Raw genomic sequence first — 19,634 nt, forward strand, 5'->3', positions numbered from 1 at the left:
ATGTTTATATATGAGTAAATAATTCTTCTTTTGATTTCCTCACTTTGGGCAAGTGCTGGGTTGCATCTTCCTCCGAACGATAACCGACCGCCAAAACAACGGCTGCGTTAAGGTTTTTGTCGTCAAGTCCAAGAATTTCGTTGTATTTATCAGATTCGAAACCTTCCATTGGGCAGGTGTCAATTCTTAATTCTGCTGCAGCCTGCATTAAATTTCCGAAGGCGATATAGGCTTGTTTTGCTGTCCAGGTGCTTTTGGTCTCTGCAGGGAGATCCATTAGTTTGGACTTCATAAAATCAGAATATCCCTTTAGTCCGTCCATGGGAATCTCTCTGGTTTTGCTTACGTTCTCCAAGTAATCATCTACAAGTTCTTCACCAAAATTTGTTGCATTGGCAAATACGATAATGTGAGATGCATCCGTGATTTGGGATTGGTCCCAAGAAACTGGTTTTAATTGCTCCTTTACCTTTTGGTCAGAAACCACGATTACATGGTAGGGCTGCAATCCATAGGAAGATGCGCTCAACCGAGTAGCTTCCAATAAGGTTTCCAGGTCATCACCTGATATTTTTTTGGTCGGATCAAACTTTTTGGTGGCGTAACGCCAAGTTCTATTTTCAATGACTGTACTCATGCTGTTTTTAAAATTTATCTAATAATTCGTTTAATTTTTCTAAATCGTCTTTGCTGAAGTTTTGATAGATTACCTGATGTGCAACTTCCAACGACTTATCCATTTGTTCCAAAGCTTTAAGTCCAGAATCTGTAATCACTATCTCAACCTTCCTTCTGTTCGAAGGGCAAACGGTTCTGTTTACAAAACCCTTCACCAAAAGTTTGTCCACTAATCTTGTGGTATTGCTCATTTTGGTCACCATACGCTCGTTCAAGGTGGATAGGTTGGCGGGTTTGCCTTGTTGTCCTCTTAAAATTCGCAGCACGTTGAATTGTTGCAGAGAGACTTCAAAAGGTTTAAGGGCAGCGTTCATAGCTTCATTGACTTTGTTATGTACCAATTGCAAATGAATCAATGTCCTGGGTTCCAATGGAATTTTTTTTGAGGTCTTTATTATCTCTTCAACATTCATGTATAAACAATATTTGTATATACAAATGTAATCTTATTTGGAATCTATATCCAAATGTTTGATTGATAAATTTTTGTTAAAGAGTGGAAAAGCGAACTGGACTTCTATATTTTTAAACGTGTAAAAAACAGATAATGAACAAGTTATTTACTTTGACTTTGATAGTTTCCATTTTTTCGGGCTGTGCCGAAAAAAAAGAGCAAAAAAAAGAAACGGTTGAAACCCCTGGCAACGAAATTGTTATGGAAGAGGCCGAGGAGAGCACAGATGTTAAGTTCCCTGTGTATGATTTTGATGGCTTTGAACCCATGCTCCACAAAGAAGATGATAAAACCTACGTTGTAAATTTTTGGGCCACTTGGTGCAAACCCTGTATTGCCGAAATGCCCTATTTTGAGCGAATCAATTCAGAACAAAAGGACAATAATGTAGAGGTAATACTTGTGAACCTGGACATGCCCAATATGTGGAAGACCCGTTTGGAACCTTTTGTAGAAAACAGAGGAATTCAATCCAAGGTGGTTATCCTTGACGACCCAAAACAAAATGATTGGATACCAAAGGTATCTGAAGAGTGGGGTGGCGGCATTCCCGCTACCTTGATATATAATAAGGATAAACGAACTTTTTACGAGCGTGGTTTCACGTATGAAGAATTAAAAGAAGAGTTGAACAAATTCACTGAATAATTGATTATGAAAAAGACAAAGATTTTTTGGGGAGTTGCCTTGTTCCTGATAGTTGCAGCATCTTTTGCCATGGGATTGAATCACGGAGGTGAACATAACATGGAGAAGGGTTATAAAGTTGGCGATATGGCCGCCGATTTCTCATTAAAGAATGTGGACGGCAATATGGTATCGCTATCCGACTTTAATAGTGCCAAGGGCTTTCTGATCATTTTTACCTGCAATACCTGCCCCTATGCGCAAGCTTATGAGGATAGGATTATTGCGCTGGATGCCAAATACAAACCCAAAGGCGTGCCGGTTATCGCAATAAATCCGAATAACCCCAGCGCCAAACCGGGCGATAGTTTTGCAAAAATGAAAGAGCGCGCAGCCGAGAAAGGCTTCACTTTTCCTTATTTATTGGATGAGGGCCAAAACGTGTATCCGCAATATGGCGCTACGCGTACGCCGCATGTTTTTTTGTTGGAAAAAACCGTATCCGGAAATATGGTGAAATATATCGGTGCTATTGACGACAATTATCAAGATGCATCAGAAGTGGACGAAACTTTTGTGGAGAATGCCGTGGATGCAATGTTGGCAGGAAATGAAATCAATCCGAAAACAACGAAAGCAATTGGATGCGGAATTAAATAGCATACCATCAAAATAAAACAACAAGAAATCCGGAGGAATGCTCCGGATTTTTATTTTTGCAGAACTTAAATTGAAAAAGATGGCAGATTTATCACAAGAAGAATGGGCAGAGCAATTACAAAATGATGACAATGCCTTTATGTTGGATGTTCGAACTCCTCAAGAGTTTGAGGAAGGTTATATCCCAGGTGCTGTAAATATTGATATTTACCTAGGACAAGAGTTTATGGAGGAACTGGGAAAATTGGACAAGTCTAAAAACTACTACGTTTATTGTAGGTCAGGGGCCCGAAGTGGACAAGCCTGTGCCATAATGAACAGTATTGGAATTGAAAATGCCTATAACTTGGAAGGTGGCTTTATGAATTGGGAAGGCGAAAAGGTAGAGTAGACCTCCATTTATCCCAAATCAATGCGAGAAGACCTACTTTATTTTATTTGGAAGCATAATAAGCTTCCAACAGATCAGCTATGTACCGGTAAGGGTGAAACCATATCTATAAAGGCAACCGGAACCCAAAACATGCTTGCTGGGCCGGATTTTTTTAATGCCAAACTAGAAATTGATGGACAGCTATGGGCCGGTAATGTAGAGATGCACCTCAAGTCTTCTGACTGGTACGTGCATCATCACGAAACAGATGAAAATTACGACAATGTCATTCTCCATGTTGTTTGGGAGGATGACATTGCTGTTTTTAGGAAGGATGGTTCACAAATTCCCACTCTGGAAATGAAGCAATATGTTGCAGATCAACTTTTGAATGGCTATCGGAATTTGATGAATAATTCACGAACAGGTTTTATCAATTGCGAGAAGGATTTAAGAAATGTCGATTCCTTTTTGGTCGAAAACTGGCTGCACCGATTGTATTTTGAAAGGTTGGAGCACAAGTCCAAATTAATCTTAGAGTTGTTGAAAGTCTCCAAGAACGATTGGGAAGCGGTACTTTTTATGCTTTTGGCCAAGAATTTTGGGTCCATGGTCAATGGCCCATACTTTTTGGAGCGGGCTCGTCAATTGGATTTTTCCATAGTAAGAAAAACAACCAACGGCCCCTTGCAATTGGAAGCTTTGCTTTTTGGTCATTTTGGGCTTTTGAATGTTTCCGATTGCACGGACAACCATTATTTACAACTCCAGAAAGAGTACGAGTATTTGGTTCATAAGTTTGGTTTGAAAAAGAGTACATCCAAACCGGAATTCTTTGGATTACGGCCTCTTAATTTCCCCACCATACGAACTTCCCAATTGGTCAACCTATATAAAGGGACCCACAGTGTTTTTTCAAAATTGATGGGCCTCAACAAGCTGCAAGAGATTTATCAAGCCTTCGAAATTTACACGGGACCCTATTGGGAATATCATTATACTTTTGGCAAGGTATCTAAAAAGCGGGTGAAGAAATTATCCAAAAAGTTTATTGACCTTGTTGTGATCAATACCTTGGTGCCTCTTAGATTTTGTTATGCAAGGCATTTGGGAAAGGATTGGAACGAAGAGCTCGTCGCATTGGTCTCCCAACTTGGTACAGAAGACAATTCAATCATTAAAAACTTTGATAAAATTGGTTCAAGAAGCCAAAATGCGCTGGAAAGTCAAGCAAAGTTGGAACTTTATACTAATTACTGCGCTAAAAATAAATGCATGCAATGTACCGTGGGTACGCAATTATTGAATAGAAATACATAATTTTAACCATGTCTTTATTTTACAATACCCTTTATTACTTTCAAAAAAGAGGCTTCGAGGTTTGCAGACGTATCGCCGAAAGGCTCGGTATTCGTGCCCGTGTTGTGCGTACTAGCTTTATTTATCTAACCTTTGTTACTTTGGGTTTTGGTTTTGCGCTTTACCTTTTTATTGCATTTTGGCTTCGGATTAAAGACCTGATCTATACCAAAAGAACATCTGTATTTGACCTGTAACCATGATTAGACTGATGCGTTCCAAAATAGTGTTGGCCCTTTCCTTAATGGTTGTGGTGCTTTTGTTTGGGGTTGTCGGTTATAAAATGTTATCCGACTTTACGTGGATAGAGGCTGTATACATGACCATTATTACGGTAACCACGGTTGGTTTCTCGGAGGTAAGGCCATTGGATGCCAATGCAAAGATTTTTACCGTATTTTTAATCGTTACCAGTGTATTTATATTCGGTTTTGCCATTTCTGTGGTCACTGAGTATATTTTGGGAAAAAATTCATTGGAACTACTAAAAAAGAAAAAAGTGAAAAAACAAATAGACAGTCTTTCTAACCATGTTGTGGTGTGCGGTTTTGGTAGAAATGGAATGCAGGCGGCAGAAAAATTGATAGCCTACAAAAAGCCTTTTGTTGTTATTGAAAAGGATAAGGAAATCATTGACAGACATGAGGAGGATGTGTTATTTGTAGAGGGTGATGCGAACGAGGATGAGATACTCTTGCAAGCAGGAATTGATAGAGCCCAGTATTTAATTACGGCGGTGCCCGACGATGCCGCCAACCTTTTTATTGTACTTTCCGCCCGACAATTGAACAAGAACCTGTTCATTATAAGCAGGGCGTCTCAGATTACCTCAATAAAAAAATTGGAATTTGCAGGTGCGAACAAGGTGATCATGCCCGATAAAATTGGAGGGGATCATATGGCATCTTTAGTAGTGATGCCCGATTTGATAACCTTTTTGGACCAACTCTCCGTTGAAGGTGAGCACACAACAAATTTGGAAGAAGTCAGTATTGAGGATTTTACCAATCAAATGGACTGTCACTCCTTGCGAGATTTGGACTTGAGAAGAAAAACCGGCTGTACCATAATAGGTTATATAGACCCCAATGGGAAATATATCATCAACCCCGAGGCCGATATGGTACTGCAGCCCAGAAGCAAGGTAATTGTTTTGGGACGACCAGAGCAGATCAGGAAGCTGAACCAAATGTTTCAGATAGGCTAGTTTAACACCCTTTAATTTTTTTGCGAGCAAATTTTTTAAGATATTGGGGCCTTTGCAAAAAACTAACATAACCAAAACATTATTATGAAGTATAGACTTCTTTCTCTAATTAGTTTATTGTTGCCAGCTCTTTCTTTCGCTCAGGAGGAAAGCACATCGGAAAAAATTGATGCGGTTTTCTCCAAATATACAAGTTGGTTCGTGGATGCAATTTTCTACGAAATTCCTTTTTCGGATCAATTTCAGATTCCTTGGGTACTCATTGTATTGGTAGGAGGAGCATTATATTTTACCATTTATTTTAAGCTCATCAACTTTACAGGCTTTTGGACTGCCATAAAGGTGGTTCGCGGTAAATATGAAGATATTGAAAAGCATGGTGTGGATCACTTATATGGTGATGAAGCTGAAGAGCACGATTTGCCGGATACCATTAGGGATGAATCGGCCCATGGAGAAGTCTCCCACTTTCAGGCACTTACCGCAGCCCTTTCTGCCACAGTTGGTTTGGGTAATATTGCCGGTGTTGCCGTTGCCCTTTCCATTGGTGGTCCAGGTGCAACTTTTTGGATGATGCTTGCAGGATTGTTGGGAATGGCATCAAAATTTGCAGAATGTACCTTGGGTGTAAAGTATAGGGACGTTGGTGAAGATGGAACCGTTTACGGAGGGCCAATGTACTATTTGACCAAAGGTCTTAAAGAGAAAAATGCCAAAGGTTTGGGTAAAGTTCTCGCCGTATTGTTCGCCATATTTGTCATTGGTGGTTCTTTTGGTGGAGGAAACATGTTCCAGGCCAACCAAGCAGCCGCCCAGTTTGTTGAATTGTCAGGCATTGAAAACGATAATGCCGGATTGTATTTTGGAATTGTGATGGCCGTTTTGGTGGCTATCGTAATTATCGGTGGTATTAAAAGGATAGCATCCGTTACGGAAAAAATTGTACCCTTCATGGCCGGTATATATGTATTGGCGGCCCTGATTATTTTGGGTGCCAACTTCTCTTCCATTGATGATGCCTTCGGATTGATTTTTGAAGGAGCCTTCTCTGGATTGGGAATAGCAGGTGGTCTTATCGGTGTAATGATCCAAGGTATTCGTAGGGGAGCCTTTTCCAACGAAGCCGGTGTAGGTTCGGCGGCCATTGCCCACTCCGCGGTACGTACCAAGTATCCCGCGAGTGAGGGTATCGTTGCCCTTTTGGAACCATTTGTGGATACCGTGGTAATTTGTACCATGACTGCTTTGGTAATCATCATTACCAACTACGAAGCCGGTTTCTTGCAGTACGGCACCGAGATTACCGAAGGTGTTGAGATTACCGCTACCGCTTTTGATACGGTTATTCCACACTTCTCGGTAGTATTGACCATTGCGGTAATCTTGTTCGCATTCTCAACCATGATTTCTTGGTCTTACTACGGAATGCAGGGGTGGATGTACCTTTTTGGAAAAAGTAAAAGAAGTGACCTAGCTTATAAGATATTGTTCCTGTTCTTTGTAGTCGTTGGAGCTTCCATTAGTCTTGGTTCCGTAATCGACTTTTCGGATGCCATGATCTTTGCAATGGTAGTACCTAATATTATAGGTGTTATCTTGCTTACACCAGTGGTTCGAAAAGAACTGAGAAAATATATGAACGCCATCAATAAAAAAGAAGATGCATTGGATGATGGTGCAGAAGACTTAGTGGATAAAATGTAAGAGACTAAGTTAAGATGAAATTCAAATCCCACTTCAGGTTCAATAAACAGGAACGAAGTGGGATTTTCTTTTTATTGTTGATCGTGATTGTGCTTCAGGGAGGGTATTATTATGTGAAAGCAAATCCATCAACAAGAGAAGCAGGTTTTGCCCTCAATATTCCAGAACAGTATAAGGTTGATAGTTTAAAAGCAAATCAACCTGTAGCGAGCCCTAAAACCTATCCTTTTAATCCGAATTACATTACCGACTACAAAGGGTATGCTTTGGGATTATCTGCTTCCGAATTGGACAGGTTGTTTGCTTTTAGGGAGCAGGGCAGTTTTGTGAATTCTGCGAAGGAATTTCAGAACGTTACCCAAATTTCAGATTCGTTGCTGAATCAAATCTCGCCGTATTTTAAATTTCCAGATTGGGTAGAGAAAAATCAAACGGTAAAAAAGACGCTATCAAAGCCTAAAAAAATAATGGCAATACAAGACCTTAACTCGGCCACAGCCGAAGATTTGAGATCGGTTTATGGCATTGGTGAAACCTTGTCTAAAAGAATCGTGAAGTTTAGGGATAGATTAGGGGGCTTTTTGGTCAGCGGACAATTGTATGATGTGTATGGTCTAAAACCCGAAGTTGTGGAAAGGACTTTGCTCAAGTTTCAGGTAATCGAGCTTCCGTTGGTAACTAAAATCAATATTAACAAGGCGACAGTGAGGGAGTTGTCCCAATTAATCTACATAGATAAGTCCTTGGCATCCAATATTATTGATTATAGAGATAAAAATGGTTTATTTGTATCGCTGCAGGAATTGAGTGAAGTGGACCAATTTCCTACGGAAAAACTAGACAGAATAGCTTTATATTTGTCTTTATAAAATAGTTGCTATGAACGATATGTACTTCACGGAAGAGCATAACTTATTCCGCGAAAGTTTAAAGGATTTTTTACAGAAAGAAGTTGTTCCCCATATTGAGGAATGGGAAGGATCCGGCAAGATTGATGAAGCTATATGGACCAAGTTCGGTAAAATGGGATACTTTGGCCTGATGACCCCCGAGGCTTATTCCGGTTTGGACCTAGACCTTTTTTATACCGTTATTTTTTTAGAGGAATTACAGAAAATAAATTCGGGAGGTTTTGCCGCGGCCATGTGGGCACATCAATACTTGGCAATGACCTACCTGAACAAATTGGCCAATGATGACCAGAAAAGAGCTTACCTGGAACCCAGTGTGCTTGGAAATAAAATCGGATGTTTGGGAGTTTCTGAACCCTTTGGAGGTAGTGATGTTGCCGCTATGCGTACCACGGCCGAAAAAAAGGGAGATGTTTACATTGTAAATGGCTCCAAAACATTCATCACCAACGGGGTTTACGGCGACTACATTATATTGGCTGCCAAAACAGATAAAGATGCTGGCCACAAGGGTATAAGTATGTTTGTTATGGATAGGAATGCCAAGGGTGTTTCTGCCAGTAAACTCAATAAATTGGGTTGGCGTGCCTCGGATACTGCGGAATTGGCCTTTGATAATGTAGAAGTTCCGGCGGCTAATTTATTGGGAGAGGAAAACGCTGGATTTGCTTACATTATGGAAGCGTTTGCTCTGGAGCGCTTGGTAATGGGCGTGAATGCCCATGCTCGGGCAGAGTATGCCTTGGATTATGCATTGCAATATATGTCCGAACGGGAGGCATTTGGCAAGAGCATCGATCAATTTCAAGCATTGCGCCACCGTTTGGTCGATTTGTATTCGGATATGTTGTTGTGCAAACAGTTTAATTATTCGACCGTAGCACAAATGGAAAAAGGAGCATATGTTGTAAAGGAGGCAACCATATCTAAATTGAAATCCACAAAAATGGCCGATGAGGTCATTTATAATTGCCTACAATTTTTGGGAGGCTACGGTTATATTGAAGACTACCCAATGGCACGTTTGATGCGCGACAGCAGACTGGGGCCTATTGGAGGAGGTACATCTGAAATTTTGAAGGAAATTTTGGCGAAGATCATCGTGGATAAAAAAGAATATAAAAAGCCCACTACATAGGTGTTCTTTAAAAAAGTAAAATATTTCTTTACCCATTAAATATCATTTGTATATTTGCAGACCAAAATTTTAAAGAAAGGAGGTTGTAGCCCATGTTAATTATACCAGTAAAAGAAGGAGAAAACATCGATAGAGCTTTGAAGCGTTTCAAACGTAAGTTCGACAGAACAGGTACCATGCGTCAGTTGAGAACAAGACAGCAGTTCACCAAGCCTTCTGTAGAGCGTAGAGCGCAAATTCAAAAAGCACAATACATTCAAGGCCTAAGGGACCAAGAAGAAGTATAGGGCTATCGCTTTCACAAAATATATCAATCCCGCTCCAATATTGGAGCGGGATTTTTCGTTTTAGCTACGAACAGATTCTAATTGCTACCTTTGATATATGTCCGTAACTGCTTTTATATCTTATCTAGGTTTGGAGAAAAACTACTCCGAACATACGATAAAGGCATATCAAAAGGATATTGAAACTTTTGCAGAATTCTGTACGGAGCATCATGGGGAGCAGAACATAGTACATGTTTCCTACCCCTTGATCAGAAACTGGGTAGTTGCTCTCTCCGATCAGGGTGTTTCCAATAGGACCATCAATAGAAAAATTTCTTCGCTGCAAGCCTATTATAGGTTTTTGTTGAAGGTTGGGGATATTCCCATTTCACCTTTGGTGAAGCATAGGGCACTTAAAACAAATAAAAAGGTAGAGGTCCCATTTTCAGAAACCGAAATGCAATCTATTTTGTCCGAAATTCCCTTTGATGAGGATTTTGAAGGAGTACGGGACAAGCTGATCATAGAACTATTGTACACCACGGGCATGCGAAGAGCCGAACTGGTCAACCTAAAGGTAAAAGATCTTAACCTTTCCGGACAGGTTTTAAAAGTGCTCGGTAAAAGGAACAAAGAACGTTTGATTCCCTTACTGCCATCCACGGTGGAACAGATTCAAAATTATCTGGTCAAGCGCTCGGAACTGGAAAGTATGGTGGATTTATCATATCTATTACTAACAAAAGAAGGTCTTAAAATATATGAAACACTTGTTTATCGAACTATAAATAAGTATTTTAGTTTGGTGTCCCCCAAGGTAAAAAAGAGCCCACATATACTTAGGCATACCTTTGCAACGCACTTGCTCAACAGGGGGGCAGATTTAAATTCCGTAAAGGAACTATTGGGTCATTCCAGTTTGGCATCCACGCAAGTGTACACACACAACAGTATCGCCGAACTAAAAAAAGTACATCAAAAGGCCCACCCAAGAAACAAGAAATAAATTCTTGTATTGTTTAACTTCACTGTCTCGGACAGTACTAAAAACTTCGTCTTATGAAAGTAAACGCACAATCGGTAAATTTTGCAGCTGATGGTAAACTCCTCGACTTTGTCCAAAAACGGATGGACAAGATGGAATTGTTCTATGACAAGATCATTGAATCGGATGTGTATTTAAAAGTTGAAAACACAAGTGCTAAAGAAAATAAGATCGTGGAAATCATGGTGTTTGTCCCAAGAGATAAAATCATGGTAAAAAAACAATGTAAGTCATTTGAAGAGGCTGTGGATTCGGCCTGTAGTTCTTTGGAAAGACAGTTGGTGAAAAAGAAGGAAAAACTAAGGGCAAAAGCTTGATGAAAATTTTTCAAAATTTATTTTGAATTAAAATATAAATATATACATTTGCAGTCCGTTAGAAATAGCGGGCTTTTTTAGTGAGTAAAAAGCGGTGAAATGCCGATATAGCTCAGCTGGCTAGAGCAGCTGATTTGTAATCAGCAGGTCGTGGGTTCGAGTCCCTCTATCGGCTCGTAAGTTACTGAAAATTAAGGCGGGGGGATACTCAAGCGGCCAACGAGGACAGACTGTAAATCTGTTGGTTTTTACCTTCGCAGGTTCGAATCCTGCTCCCCCCACAAAAGGTTGTTCGTCGGAACAACTGGGAAGAAGGTTTTTTGAAATAATGGAATCTTTGGATGGAAGTCCAGAAAAAATGCGGGAGTAGCTCAGTTGGTAGAGCGTCAGCCTTCCAAGCTGAATGTCGCCGGTTCGAACCCGGTCTCCCGCTCTAAACTTGAAACTTTGATTTCAAGAAGAAGGTTGAAGTTTTGACGAGCTGAGCTTGTAACTTTAAACTCTAAACCTGATAACCCATAGGCCGGTGTAGCTCAGGGGTAGAGCGTTTCCTTGGTAAGGAAGAGGTCACGGGTTCAAATCCCGTCATTGGCTCAAAACGATTTGTACACTAATATAAACTAAGATTAAAATTATTTAAAATGGCAAAGGAAACTTTTGATCGTTCCAAACCGCACTTAAATATTGGTACCATTGGACACGTGGATCACGGTAAAACTACATTGACCGCTGCTATCACCACTGTATTGGCCAACGCAGGTTTGTCTGAAACAAGAAGCTTTGATTCTATTGACAACGCTCCTGAAGAAAAAGAAAGAGGTATTACAATCAACACTTCACATGTTGAGTACCAAACAGAAAACCGTCACTACGCTCACGTTGACTGTCCTGGTCACGCGGATTACGTAAAGAACATGGTTACTGGTGCTGCTCAAATGGACGGTGCTATTTTGGTTGTTGCTGCGACAGATGGTCCTATGCCACAAACTCGTGAGCACATCCTTTTGGGACGTCAGGTAGGTATTCCACGTATCGTTGTTTTCTTGAACAAAGTTGATATGGTGGATGATGAAGAGCTTTTGGAGCTTGTTGAGATGGAAGTAAGAGAATTGCTTTCTTTCTACGAGTATGATGGTGACAATGGTCCTGTTATTGCTGGTTCTGCACTTGGTGCTTTGAACGGTGAGCAAAAATGGGTTGACACTGTTATGGAGTTGATGAAAGCTGTTGATGAGTGGATCGAAGAGCCAGAGCGTGAAGTTGACAAAGACTTCCTTATGCCAATCGAAGATGTATTCACTATTACAGGTCGTGGTACCGTTGCTACTGGTCGTATCGAAACTGGTGTTGCCAATACAGGTGACCCTGTGGATATCATCGGTATGGGTGCTGAAAAATTGACTTCTACCATCACAGGGGTTGAGATGTTCCGTAAGATTTTGGATAGAGGTGAAGCTGGTGATAACGTTGGTCTTCTTTTGAGAGGTATCGAGAAATCCGATATCAAAAGAGGTATGGTTATCTGTAAGCCAGGTTCTGTAACTCCTCACGCTAAATTTAAGGCAGAGGTTTATATCCTTAAGAAAGAAGAAGGTGGACGTCACACTCCATTCCACAACAACTACCGTCCTCAGTTCTACTTGAGAACTACTGACGTAACAGGTAACATTAACTTGCCTGACGGTGTTGAGATGGTAATGCCAGGTGATAACTTGACGATTACTGTGGATTTGATCCAGCCTGTAGCTTGTAACGTTGGTCTACGTTTCGCTATCCGTGAGGGTGGTAGAACAGTAGGCGCCGGTCAGGTTACTGAGATTCTAGATTAAGATTCGAATCATTATAAAATTGCACTCAAGGGTGTTCCGATTTTCTCGGGATACCTTTCAGTGTAATTATAAACGGGTGTAGCTCAGTTGGTAGAGCACTGGTCTCCAAAACCAGGTGTCGGGAGTTCGAGTCTCTCCTCCCGTGCAAGTAAAATACATTAAAATTATGGTCACTTATATAAAGGAATCATTCGAAGAGCTTAAAAATAATGTTACCTGGTTGGAAAGAGGTAAAGCTTCCAATCTTATGGTAATTGTAGCTGTATTTTCCATCTTGTTTGCTTTGGCAACGTGGGGCGTGGATTCCTTGTTCAGTAATTTGATCACGTTGTATTTTGAAAAATTAATAGGATAAAGATCGGTCGATATGTCTGAGGTTCTGGAGAAAAAATGGTATGTAGTTAGAGCGGTCAGTGGTCAAGAGAACAAGATCAAAGGCTATATTGAAAGTGAGGTGGAACGCGCAGGATTTGGCGACTATCTTGAAGAAGTTCTAGTGCCTACCGAAAAAGTTGTTCAGATCAGGAACGGAAAGAAAATCAATAAAGAACGTGTTTACTTTCCTGGATATATCATGATAAAAGCCAATCTTGGTGGAGAAATGGTGCACATCATTCGTTCCATAACCAATGTGATTGGTTTCCTGGGCGAGGTTAAAGGAGGTGATCCAATTCCGTTAAGAAAATCTGAAGTGAACCGTATGCTGGGGAAAGTGGACGAATTGGCTGTCAATACAGACAATGTTGCCATTCCATTTGTGTTGGGTGAAACTGTCAAGGTTATTGATGGACCTTTCAATGGTTTTAATGGAACTGTTGAGAAAATCAATGAAGAGAAGCGTAAGCTGGAGGTAATGGTGAAGATTTTCGGAAGAAAAACACCATTGGAACTAAGCTATATGCAAGTAGAAAAAGTATAATTAGAGCTGTTACATATATAAAGCTGTGTTGCTTCCAATTGACACACTTTAAATTTAATTAGAAACAATGGCAAAAGAAGTAGATAAGGTAGTTAAATTACAAGTTAGGGGAGGTGCTGCGAACCCATCGCCACCGGTTGGACCCGCCTTAGGTGCTGCTGGTGTTAACATCATGGAGTTCTGTAAGCAGTTTAATGCTCGTACACAGGACAAGCAAGGTAAAGTTTTACCGGTTGTTATCACCGTTTACAAAGACAAATCTTTCGATTTTGTTGTAAAAACACCACCTGCGGCAGTTCAATTGATGGAAGCGGCCAAGATTAAAAAAGGATCGGGAGAACCTAACAGGGTTAAAAATGGTTCAGTAACCTGGGATCAGGTAAAAGCAATCGCCGAGGACAAAATGGCGGATCTTAATGCCTTTACTGTAGAATCTGCAATGAGTATGGTTGCAGGTACTGCTAGATCAATGGGTCTGAAAATTGCAGGACCAAGACCTTTTTAAAATCTGAAAGCAACTAAGAAATGGCAAGATTGACTAAAAAGCAAAAAGAGGCTCAAGCCAAGATAGACAGGAACAAACTCTATACTTTGGAAGAGGCGTCAGCTTTAGTAAAAGAAATAACCAATGTAAAATTTGACGCTTCCATTGATTTGGCAGTTCGTTTGGGTGTAGATCCAAGAAAAGCAAATCAAATGGTGCGTGGCGTTGTTACCCTTCCTCATGGAACCGGTAAAGACGTAAAGGTTTTGGCATTGGTGACTCCAGACAAAGAAGCAGAAGCAAAAGAAGCCGGTGCTGACTTTGTAGGATTGGACGAATATTTGGATAAAATAAAAAACGGTTGGACCGATGTTGATGTGATCATTACCATGCCAAGCGTTATGGGTAAACTTGGGCCATTGGGTAGGATTTTAGGACCTAGAGGTTTAATGCCCAATCCAAAGACCGGTACAGTAACTATGGATGTTGCCAAGGCAGTATCCGATGTAAAAGCTGGTAAGATAGACTTTAAAGTGGACAAAACTGGAATTGTGCACGCTGCAATTGGAAAAGCTTCTTTCTCTGCAGATAAAATTGCAGGAAATGCTAGGGAGTTAATTGACACCTTGGTGAAAATGAAGCCCTCCGCTGCAAAAGGTGTGTATATGAGAAGTATTTACTTGTCCAGTACCATGAGTCCTAGTATTCAATTAGATCCAAAAGCAGTTCAATAACTGGTAGTTCAATTTTTTTAACTATGACAAGAGAAGAAAAAGCAACAGTAATAAAAGACTTGACTGCACAGTTGGCTGATAATCCAAACATTTACTTGGCGGATATATCGGGATTGAATGCCGTGGACACCTCCAATTTAAGAAGAGCGTGTTTCAAGGCGAACATTAAGCTTGCGGTCGTTAAGAACACCTTGCTTGCAAAAGCAATGGAAGCTTCTGATAAGGAATTCGGTGAACTTCCCGAAGTGTTGAAAGGCAATACATCATTGATGTTGTCCGAAACAGGGAATGCACCTGCGAAACTTATCAAGAACTTTAGAAAAAAATCAGAAAAGCCCGTGTTAAAAGGTGCCTTTATCGAAGAGGCCATCTACATTGGAGACAACAACCTTGATGCACTTGTTAACATCAAGTCCAAAGAGGAAGTTATCGGGGATATCATTGGATTGTTGCAATCTCCGGCCAAAAACGTTATTTCTGGACTTAAGTCTGGAGGCGGTAAATTGGCAGGTATCCTTAAAACCCTTTCTGAGAAAGAATAATTCGCGCACAATAAACTAAGTATATTTTTAAACATTTTTATTAAACGATAGAAAAATGGCAGATTTAAAAGATTTTGCAGAACAGTTGGTAAACCTTACAGTAAAAGAGGTAAATGAGTTGGCCGACATTTTAAAAGAAGAATACGGTATTGAGCCTGCTGCTGCTGCAGTGGCCGTTGCTGGTGGTGCTGCCGCTGGTGGAGGTGAAGGCGAAGCTGCTGAGGAAAAATCAGAATTCGATGTAATCCTTACAGCTGCCGGTGGATCTAAATTGGCAGTCGTAAAATTGGTTAAGGAATTGACCGGTCTTGGACTAAAAGACGCTAAAGAAATCGTTGACAGCGCACCAAAAGCTGTTAAGGAAGGTGTTGCCAAAGATGAAGCAGAAGGCATCAAAAAATCATTGGAAGAAGCTGGAGCAGAAGTTGAGCTTAAATAATCGCTTTTCCCATTAGAACTTGGTTAAGGTCTTTCCATTTTTTGGTTAGACCTTAGCCTATTTATATAAGGAGTGTATAAAGCCGTACACGAACCCACTTAGTATTCACGATCAAAATTTGTCCATAGATGTTCACAAACACTATTGAAAGAGTTAATTTCGCATCCGCTAAGAACATACCGGAATATCCGGATTTCTTGGACATTCAGATAAAATCGTTCCAAGACTTTTTCCAGCTTGAAACTAAATCTGACGAAAGAGGAAACGAAGGTCTCTACAACACCTTCATGGAGAATTTTCCAATCACAGATACCAGAAACCAGTTTGTACTTGAGTTTTTGGATTACTTCATTGATCCACCAAGATATTCCATCCAAGAATGTATCGAGCGTGGACTTACCTATAGCGTACCGTTAAAGGCACGTTTAAAATTGTACTGTACCGATCCAGAGCACGAAGATTTCGAAACTATCGTACAGGATGTGTATTTGGGTACCATCCCTTACATGACTCCTAGTGGAACCTTTGTGATCAACGGTGCGGAACGCGTTGTAGTTTCCCAGTTGCACAGATCTCCAGGGGTTTTCTTTGGACAATCTTTCCACGCAAATGGAACAAAATTATATTCAGCCAGGGTAATTCCTTTCAAAGGATCTTGGATTGAATTTGCCACCGACATCAACTCGGTGATGTATGCCTATATCGATAGGAAGAAAAAATTACCGGTAACCACATTGTTCCGAGCCATTGGCTTTGAGAGGGACAAGGATATTTTGGAAATCTTCGACCTTTCGGAAGAAGTAAAGGTTTCCAAGACCGGACTTAAAAAAGTATTGGGCCGTAAATTGGCCGCCAGGGTGTTGAACACATGGCATGAGGATTTCGTGGACGAGGATACAGGTGAAGTGGTTTCCATCGAAAGAAACGAAATTGTACTTGATCGTGATACCGTTTTGGAAAAAGAGCATATCGATGAAATCATTGACGCCGACGTGAAGACCATTCTTCTTCACAAGGAGAACAATGCACAATCCGATTACGCCATTATCCACAACACTTTGCAAAAAGATCCTACCAACTCCGAAAAAGAAGCGGTAGAGCACATTTACAGACAATTGCGTAATGCCGAGCCACCAGATGAGGAGACAGCTCGTGGTATTATCGACAAATTGTTCTTCTCCGACCAACGTTACAACTTAGGTGAAGTAGGTCGTTACAGAATGAACAAGAAATTGGGCTTGGATATCGGAATGGACAAGCAAGTATTGACCAAAGAAGATATCATCACTATCATCAAGTATTTGATCGAGTTGATCAACTCCAAAGCGGAGATTGATGATATCGATCACTTGTCCAACCGTCGTGTAAGAACAGTAGGTGAGCAATTGTCCTCACAATTTGGCGTAGGTTTGGCGCGTATGGCTCGTACCATCCGTGAGCGTATGAACGTTCGTGACAACGAGGTATTTACTCCGATCGATTTGATCAACGCGAAGACATTGTCATCCGTGATCAACTCTTTCTTCGGAACCAACCAGTTGTCCCAGTTCATGGACCAGACCAACCCGTTGGCCGAGATAACGCACAAGAGAAGATTGTCCGCACTAGGACCAGGTGGTCTTTCCCGTGAAAGAGCCGGTTTCGAAGTGCGTGACGTTCACTATACACACTACGGAAGATTGTGTCCTATTGAGACACCTGAAGGACCGAACATTGGTTTGATTTCTTCGTTGTCCGTATTTGCCAAGGTGAACAACATGGGCTTCTTGGAAACTCCTTACCGTAAAGTTGAAGATGGTAAAGTGGATACGAAAAACCACATTTACCTAAGTGCCGAAGAAGAGGAGGGAATGAAGATTGCCCAAGCCAACATCCCATTGGGAGATGATGGAACTATTGAAAGAGAAAAGGTAATTGCCCGTGAAGAAGGCGATTTCCCGGTAGTCGATCCAACAGAGGTGAAGTACACCGACGTTGCACCGAACCAGATAGCATCTATTTCTGCATCCTTGATTCCTTTCTTGGAGCACGATGATGCGAACCGTGCCTTGATGGGATCGAACATGATGCGTCAGGCTGTTCCATTGTTGAGACCGGATTCCCCTATTGTAGGTACAGGTCTGGAAAGACAAGTAGCTACCGATTCCAGGGTATTGATCAATGCCGAGGGAGATGGAGTAGTGGAATATGTGGATTCACAAAAAATCACTATTAAATATACAAGGACCGACGAAGAGCGCTTGGTAAGCTTTGACGATGATTCAAAGACCTACCAATTGGTGAAGTTTAGAAAAACGAACCAAGGGACCAGCATTAACTTGAAGCCAATCGTGAAGAAAGGTGACAAAGTGAAAAAAGGTCAGGTGCTTTGTGAAGGTTACGCTACTGAGAAAGGCGAATTGGCCTTGGGTAGAAACATGAAGGTTGCCTTTATGCCTTGGAAAGGATACAACTTTGAGGATGCGATCGTGATTTCCGAAAAAGTTGTTCGTGAAGACATCTTTACCTCCATTCATATTGATGAGTACTCCTTGGAAGTAAGGGATACCAAATTGGGTGCAGAGGAATTGACCAACGATATACCCAACGTATCCGAGGAAGCAACCAAAGATTTGGATGAGTACGGTATGATCCGTATTGGTGCCGAAGTGAAGCCAGGTGATATTTTGATCGGTAAGATCACTCCAAAAGGAGAGTCCGATCCAACTCCTGAAGAAAAATTGTTGCGTGCCATCTTTGGTGATAAAGCCGGTGACGTTAAAGATGCTTCATTGAAAGCTTCACCATCTTTGAGAGGTGTGGTAATCGATAAGAAATTGTTCTCGCGTTCCATCAAGGACAAGAGAAAACGTTCCGAAGACAAAGAAGCCATCGCAAGATTGGAGATGGACTACGAAGTGAAGTTCCAACAACTAAAAGATGTATTGATCGAGAAGTTGTTCGGATTGATCAGCGGAAAAACATCACAAGGTGTAATCAACGATTTGGGTGAAGAAGTACTTCCAAAAGGAAAGAAATACACCATCAAAATGTTGAACGCTGTTGATGATTTCGCCCACTTGGTAGGAGGTAGCTGGACAACAGACGACAAAACCAATGCATTGGTGGCCGATTTGTTGCACAACTACAAAATTAAATTGAACGACATTCAAGGTAACCTAAGAAGGGACAAGTTTACCATCTCTGTTGGGGATGAACTTCCTGCAGGTATCATGAAATTGGCCAAGGTATACATCGCTAAAAAGCGTAAGCTTAAAGTCGGTGATAAAATGGCGGGTCGTCACGGTAACAAAGGTATTGTTGCCCGTATCGTTCGTCAAGAAGATATGCCGTTCTTGGAAGACGGAACCCCTGTGGACATCGTATTGAATCCACTTGGTGTACCTTCAAGGATGAACATTGGTCAGATTTACGAAACCGTATTGGGTTGGGCCGGACAAAAATTGGGTCAGAAATATGCGACCCCGATTTTCGACGGTGCCTCGTTGGATGAGATAAACAAACTCACAGACGAAGCTGGTGTACCAAGATTTGGACATACCTACCTATATGATGGTGGAACAGGTCAACGTTTTGATCAACGTGCAACCGTTGGTGTGATCTACATGCTGAAATTAGGTCACATGGTCGACGATAAGATGCACGCAAGATCTATTGGACCATACTCCTTGATCACACAGCAACCATTGGGTGGTAAAGCACAGTTCGGTGGTCAGCGTTTTGGAGAGATGGAAGTTTGGGCATTGGAAGCCTACGGAGCATCATCTACCCTTAGGGAGATATTGACTGTTAAGTCGGATGATGTGATCGGTAGGGCCAAGACCTATGAGACCATTGTTAAGGGTGAGACCATGCCAGAACCTGGATTGCCAGAATCTTTCAACGTATTGATGCACGAACTTAAAGGTTTGGGCTTGGATATCCGTTTGGAAGAGTAGAATACTA

The 19,634-nt window shown here is 41.2% G+C and carries 22 protein-coding genes and 5 tRNA genes; 25 read left to right on the forward strand and 2 right to left on the reverse strand.

From position 1 onward, the window contains the following. Positions 1 to 4: 4 nt before the first annotated feature. Complete coding sequence (locus tag J0X13_RS14120; protein WP_207072024.1) at positions 5 to 637, reverse strand: NAD(P)H-dependent oxidoreductase; 633 nt, start codon at positions 635 to 637, stop codon at positions 5 to 7. Between the two features lie 7 nt (positions 638 to 644). Next, positions 645 to 1,091: a MarR family winged helix-turn-helix transcriptional regulator gene (locus J0X13_RS14125; protein ID WP_207072025.1), complete on the reverse strand. Its 447-nt coding sequence runs from the start codon at positions 1,089 to 1,091 to the stop codon at positions 645 to 647. A gap of 134 nt (positions 1,092 to 1,225) precedes the next feature. Here J0X13_RS14125 and J0X13_RS14130 point away from each other — a divergent pair, with 134 nt between their 5' ends. The 25 genes from J0X13_RS14130 (at position 1,226) to rpoB (ending at position 19,627) form a co-directional block, all read left to right on the forward strand. Beyond that, complete coding sequence (locus tag J0X13_RS14130; protein ID WP_207072026.1) at positions 1,226 to 1,780, forward strand: TlpA family protein disulfide reductase; 555 nt, start codon at positions 1,226 to 1,228, stop codon at positions 1,778 to 1,780. 6 nt (positions 1,781 to 1,786) lie between these two features. Next, positions 1,787 to 2,419: a thioredoxin family protein gene (locus J0X13_RS14135; RefSeq protein WP_207072027.1), complete on the forward strand. Its 633-nt coding sequence runs from the start codon at positions 1,787 to 1,789 to the stop codon at positions 2,417 to 2,419. 79 nt (positions 2,420 to 2,498) lie between these two features. Next, positions 2,499 to 2,810 carry a rhodanese-like domain-containing protein gene (locus J0X13_RS14140; RefSeq protein ID WP_207029747.1) on the forward strand — a complete coding sequence of 104 codons (312 nt, stop codon included), beginning with the start codon at positions 2,499 to 2,501 and terminating at the stop codon, positions 2,808 to 2,810. A gap of 21 nt (positions 2,811 to 2,831) precedes the next feature. Then, positions 2,832 to 4,112 (forward strand): DUF2851 family protein, encoded by a 1,281-nt coding sequence (locus J0X13_RS14145; protein WP_207072028.1) that lies wholly within the window; start codon positions 2,832 to 2,834, stop codon positions 4,110 to 4,112. Between the two features lie 8 nt (positions 4,113 to 4,120). Further along, entirely contained in the window at positions 4,121 to 4,348 is a 228-nt protein-coding gene (locus tag J0X13_RS15635; RefSeq protein WP_014033469.1) for a PspC domain-containing protein, read from the forward strand. A 2-nt stretch (positions 4,349 to 4,350) separates the two neighbouring features. After that, positions 4,351 to 5,358, forward strand: a complete 1,008-nt coding sequence (locus J0X13_RS14150) for a potassium channel family protein (RefSeq protein WP_207072029.1) — start codon at positions 4,351 to 4,353, stop codon at positions 5,356 to 5,358. Between the two features lie 84 nt (positions 5,359 to 5,442). Next, positions 5,443 to 7,062, forward strand: a complete 1,620-nt coding sequence (locus J0X13_RS14155; protein ID WP_207072030.1) for an alanine/glycine:cation symporter family protein — start codon at positions 5,443 to 5,445, stop codon at positions 7,060 to 7,062. 14 nt (positions 7,063 to 7,076) lie between these two features. Beyond that, a complete protein-coding gene (locus J0X13_RS14160; protein WP_207072031.1) occupies positions 7,077 to 7,931 on the forward strand; it encodes a ComEA family DNA-binding protein in 855 nt (284 codons plus the stop codon). A gap of 10 nt (positions 7,932 to 7,941) precedes the next feature. Next, positions 7,942 to 9,111: an acyl-CoA dehydrogenase family protein gene (locus tag J0X13_RS14165; RefSeq protein ID WP_207072032.1), complete on the forward strand. Its 1,170-nt coding sequence runs from the start codon at positions 7,942 to 7,944 to the stop codon at positions 9,109 to 9,111. A gap of 92 nt (positions 9,112 to 9,203) precedes the next feature. Continuing rightward, positions 9,204 to 9,398, forward strand: coding sequence for a 30S ribosomal protein S21 (rpsU, locus tag J0X13_RS14170; RefSeq protein WP_119606422.1), 195 nt, complete (start codon positions 9,204 to 9,206; stop codon positions 9,396 to 9,398). A gap of 97 nt (positions 9,399 to 9,495) precedes the next feature. After that, positions 9,496 to 10,386: a tyrosine-type recombinase/integrase gene (locus tag J0X13_RS14175; RefSeq protein ID WP_207072033.1), complete on the forward strand. Its 891-nt coding sequence runs from the start codon at positions 9,496 to 9,498 to the stop codon at positions 10,384 to 10,386. A 53-nt stretch (positions 10,387 to 10,439) separates the two neighbouring features. Beyond that, a complete protein-coding gene (gene hpf / locus J0X13_RS14180; protein ID WP_207072034.1) occupies positions 10,440 to 10,742 on the forward strand; it encodes a ribosome hibernation-promoting factor, HPF/YfiA family in 303 nt (100 codons plus the stop codon). A gap of 101 nt (positions 10,743 to 10,843) precedes the next feature. Continuing rightward, positions 10,844 to 10,917 (forward strand) — tRNA-Thr (locus J0X13_RS14185). Positions 10,918 to 10,940: 23 nt separating this feature from the next. Further along, a tRNA-Tyr gene (locus J0X13_RS14190) sits at positions 10,941 to 11,023 on the forward strand. Positions 11,024 to 11,102: 79 nt separating this feature from the next. Continuing rightward, positions 11,103 to 11,175 (forward strand) — tRNA-Gly (locus tag J0X13_RS14195). An 89-nt stretch (positions 11,176 to 11,264) separates the two neighbouring features. Continuing rightward, a tRNA-Thr gene (locus J0X13_RS14200) sits at positions 11,265 to 11,336 on the forward strand. A gap of 47 nt (positions 11,337 to 11,383) precedes the next feature. Beyond that, complete coding sequence (tuf, locus tag J0X13_RS14205; RefSeq protein ID WP_207029739.1) at positions 11,384 to 12,571, forward strand: elongation factor Tu; 1,188 nt, start codon at positions 11,384 to 11,386, stop codon at positions 12,569 to 12,571. A gap of 72 nt (positions 12,572 to 12,643) precedes the next feature. Beyond that, positions 12,644 to 12,716, forward strand: a tRNA-Trp gene (locus tag J0X13_RS14210). 21 nt (positions 12,717 to 12,737) lie between these two features. Continuing rightward, complete coding sequence (secE, locus tag J0X13_RS14215; RefSeq protein ID WP_100817505.1) at positions 12,738 to 12,926, forward strand: preprotein translocase subunit SecE; 189 nt, start codon at positions 12,738 to 12,740, stop codon at positions 12,924 to 12,926. A 12-nt stretch (positions 12,927 to 12,938) separates the two neighbouring features. Next, on the forward strand, positions 12,939 to 13,490 hold the full coding sequence (gene nusG / locus J0X13_RS14220) for a transcription termination/antitermination protein NusG (RefSeq protein ID WP_014033479.1): 552 nt from the start codon (positions 12,939 to 12,941) through the stop codon (positions 13,488 to 13,490). Between the two features lie 67 nt (positions 13,491 to 13,557). After that, entirely contained in the window at positions 13,558 to 13,995 is a 438-nt protein-coding gene (gene rplK / locus J0X13_RS14225) for a 50S ribosomal protein L11 (protein ID WP_207072035.1), read from the forward strand. 20 nt (positions 13,996 to 14,015) lie between these two features. Next, on the forward strand, positions 14,016 to 14,708 hold the full coding sequence (gene rplA, locus J0X13_RS14230) for a 50S ribosomal protein L1 (RefSeq protein ID WP_207072036.1): 693 nt from the start codon (positions 14,016 to 14,018) through the stop codon (positions 14,706 to 14,708). A 23-nt stretch (positions 14,709 to 14,731) separates the two neighbouring features. Continuing rightward, positions 14,732 to 15,250: a 50S ribosomal protein L10 gene (gene rplJ, locus J0X13_RS14235; protein WP_207072037.1), complete on the forward strand. Its 519-nt coding sequence runs from the start codon at positions 14,732 to 14,734 to the stop codon at positions 15,248 to 15,250. Positions 15,251 to 15,305: 55 nt separating this feature from the next. Then, positions 15,306 to 15,689, forward strand: a complete 384-nt coding sequence (gene rplL, locus J0X13_RS14240; protein WP_014033483.1) for a 50S ribosomal protein L7/L12 — start codon at positions 15,306 to 15,308, stop codon at positions 15,687 to 15,689. Between the two features lie 128 nt (positions 15,690 to 15,817). Continuing rightward, positions 15,818 to 19,627 carry a DNA-directed RNA polymerase subunit beta gene (gene rpoB / locus J0X13_RS14245; RefSeq protein ID WP_207029735.1) on the forward strand — a complete coding sequence of 1,270 codons (3,810 nt, stop codon included), beginning with the start codon at positions 15,818 to 15,820 and terminating at the stop codon, positions 19,625 to 19,627. Positions 19,628 to 19,634: the final 7 nt, after the last annotated feature.

It is taken from the genome of [Muricauda] lutisoli (nom. illeg.), from assembly GCF_017313105.1.
In the GTDB taxonomy this organism is placed as follows: Bacteria; Bacteroidota; Bacteroidia; order Flavobacteriales; family Flavobacteriaceae; genus Flagellimonas; species Flagellimonas lutisoli.

Coding starts and splice junctions, on each gene's coding strand:
- J0X13_RS14120 (WP_207072024.1), bottom strand. CDS start 637: ATGAGTACAGTCATTGAAAATAGAACTTGGCGTTACGCCACCAAAAAG.
- J0X13_RS14125 (WP_207072025.1), bottom strand. CDS start 1,091: ATGAATGTTGAAGAGATAATAAAGACCTCAAAAAAAATTCCATTGGAA.
- J0X13_RS14130 (WP_207072026.1), top strand. CDS start 1,226: ATGAACAAGTTATTTACTTTGACTTTGATAGTTTCCATTTTTTCGGGC.
- J0X13_RS14135 (WP_207072027.1), top strand. CDS start 1,787: ATGAAAAAGACAAAGATTTTTTGGGGAGTTGCCTTGTTCCTGATAGTT.
- J0X13_RS14140 (WP_207029747.1), top strand. CDS start 2,499: ATGGCAGATTTATCACAAGAAGAATGGGCAGAGCAATTACAAAATGAT.
- J0X13_RS14145 (WP_207072028.1), top strand. CDS start 2,832: ATGCGAGAAGACCTACTTTATTTTATTTGGAAGCATAATAAGCTTCCA.
- J0X13_RS15635 (WP_014033469.1), top strand. CDS start 4,121: ATGTCTTTATTTTACAATACCCTTTATTACTTTCAAAAAAGAGGCTTC.
- J0X13_RS14150 (WP_207072029.1), top strand. CDS start 4,351: ATGATTAGACTGATGCGTTCCAAAATAGTGTTGGCCCTTTCCTTAATG.
- J0X13_RS14155 (WP_207072030.1), top strand. CDS start 5,443: ATGAAGTATAGACTTCTTTCTCTAATTAGTTTATTGTTGCCAGCTCTT.
- J0X13_RS14160 (WP_207072031.1), top strand. CDS start 7,077: ATGAAATTCAAATCCCACTTCAGGTTCAATAAACAGGAACGAAGTGGG.
- J0X13_RS14165 (WP_207072032.1), top strand. CDS start 7,942: ATGAACGATATGTACTTCACGGAAGAGCATAACTTATTCCGCGAAAGT.
- rpsU (WP_119606422.1), top strand. CDS start 9,204: ATGTTAATTATACCAGTAAAAGAAGGAGAAAACATCGATAGAGCTTTG.
- J0X13_RS14175 (WP_207072033.1), top strand. CDS start 9,496: ATGTCCGTAACTGCTTTTATATCTTATCTAGGTTTGGAGAAAAACTAC.
- hpf (WP_207072034.1), top strand. CDS start 10,440: ATGAAAGTAAACGCACAATCGGTAAATTTTGCAGCTGATGGTAAACTC.
- tuf (WP_207029739.1), top strand. CDS start 11,384: ATGGCAAAGGAAACTTTTGATCGTTCCAAACCGCACTTAAATATTGGT.
- secE (WP_100817505.1), top strand. CDS start 12,738: ATGGTCACTTATATAAAGGAATCATTCGAAGAGCTTAAAAATAATGTT.
- nusG (WP_014033479.1), top strand. CDS start 12,939: ATGTCTGAGGTTCTGGAGAAAAAATGGTATGTAGTTAGAGCGGTCAGT.
- rplK (WP_207072035.1), top strand. CDS start 13,558: ATGGCAAAAGAAGTAGATAAGGTAGTTAAATTACAAGTTAGGGGAGGT.
- rplA (WP_207072036.1), top strand. CDS start 14,016: ATGGCAAGATTGACTAAAAAGCAAAAAGAGGCTCAAGCCAAGATAGAC.
- rplJ (WP_207072037.1), top strand. CDS start 14,732: ATGACAAGAGAAGAAAAAGCAACAGTAATAAAAGACTTGACTGCACAG.
- rplL (WP_014033483.1), top strand. CDS start 15,306: ATGGCAGATTTAAAAGATTTTGCAGAACAGTTGGTAAACCTTACAGTA.
- rpoB (WP_207029735.1), top strand. CDS start 15,818: ATGTTCACAAACACTATTGAAAGAGTTAATTTCGCATCCGCTAAGAAC.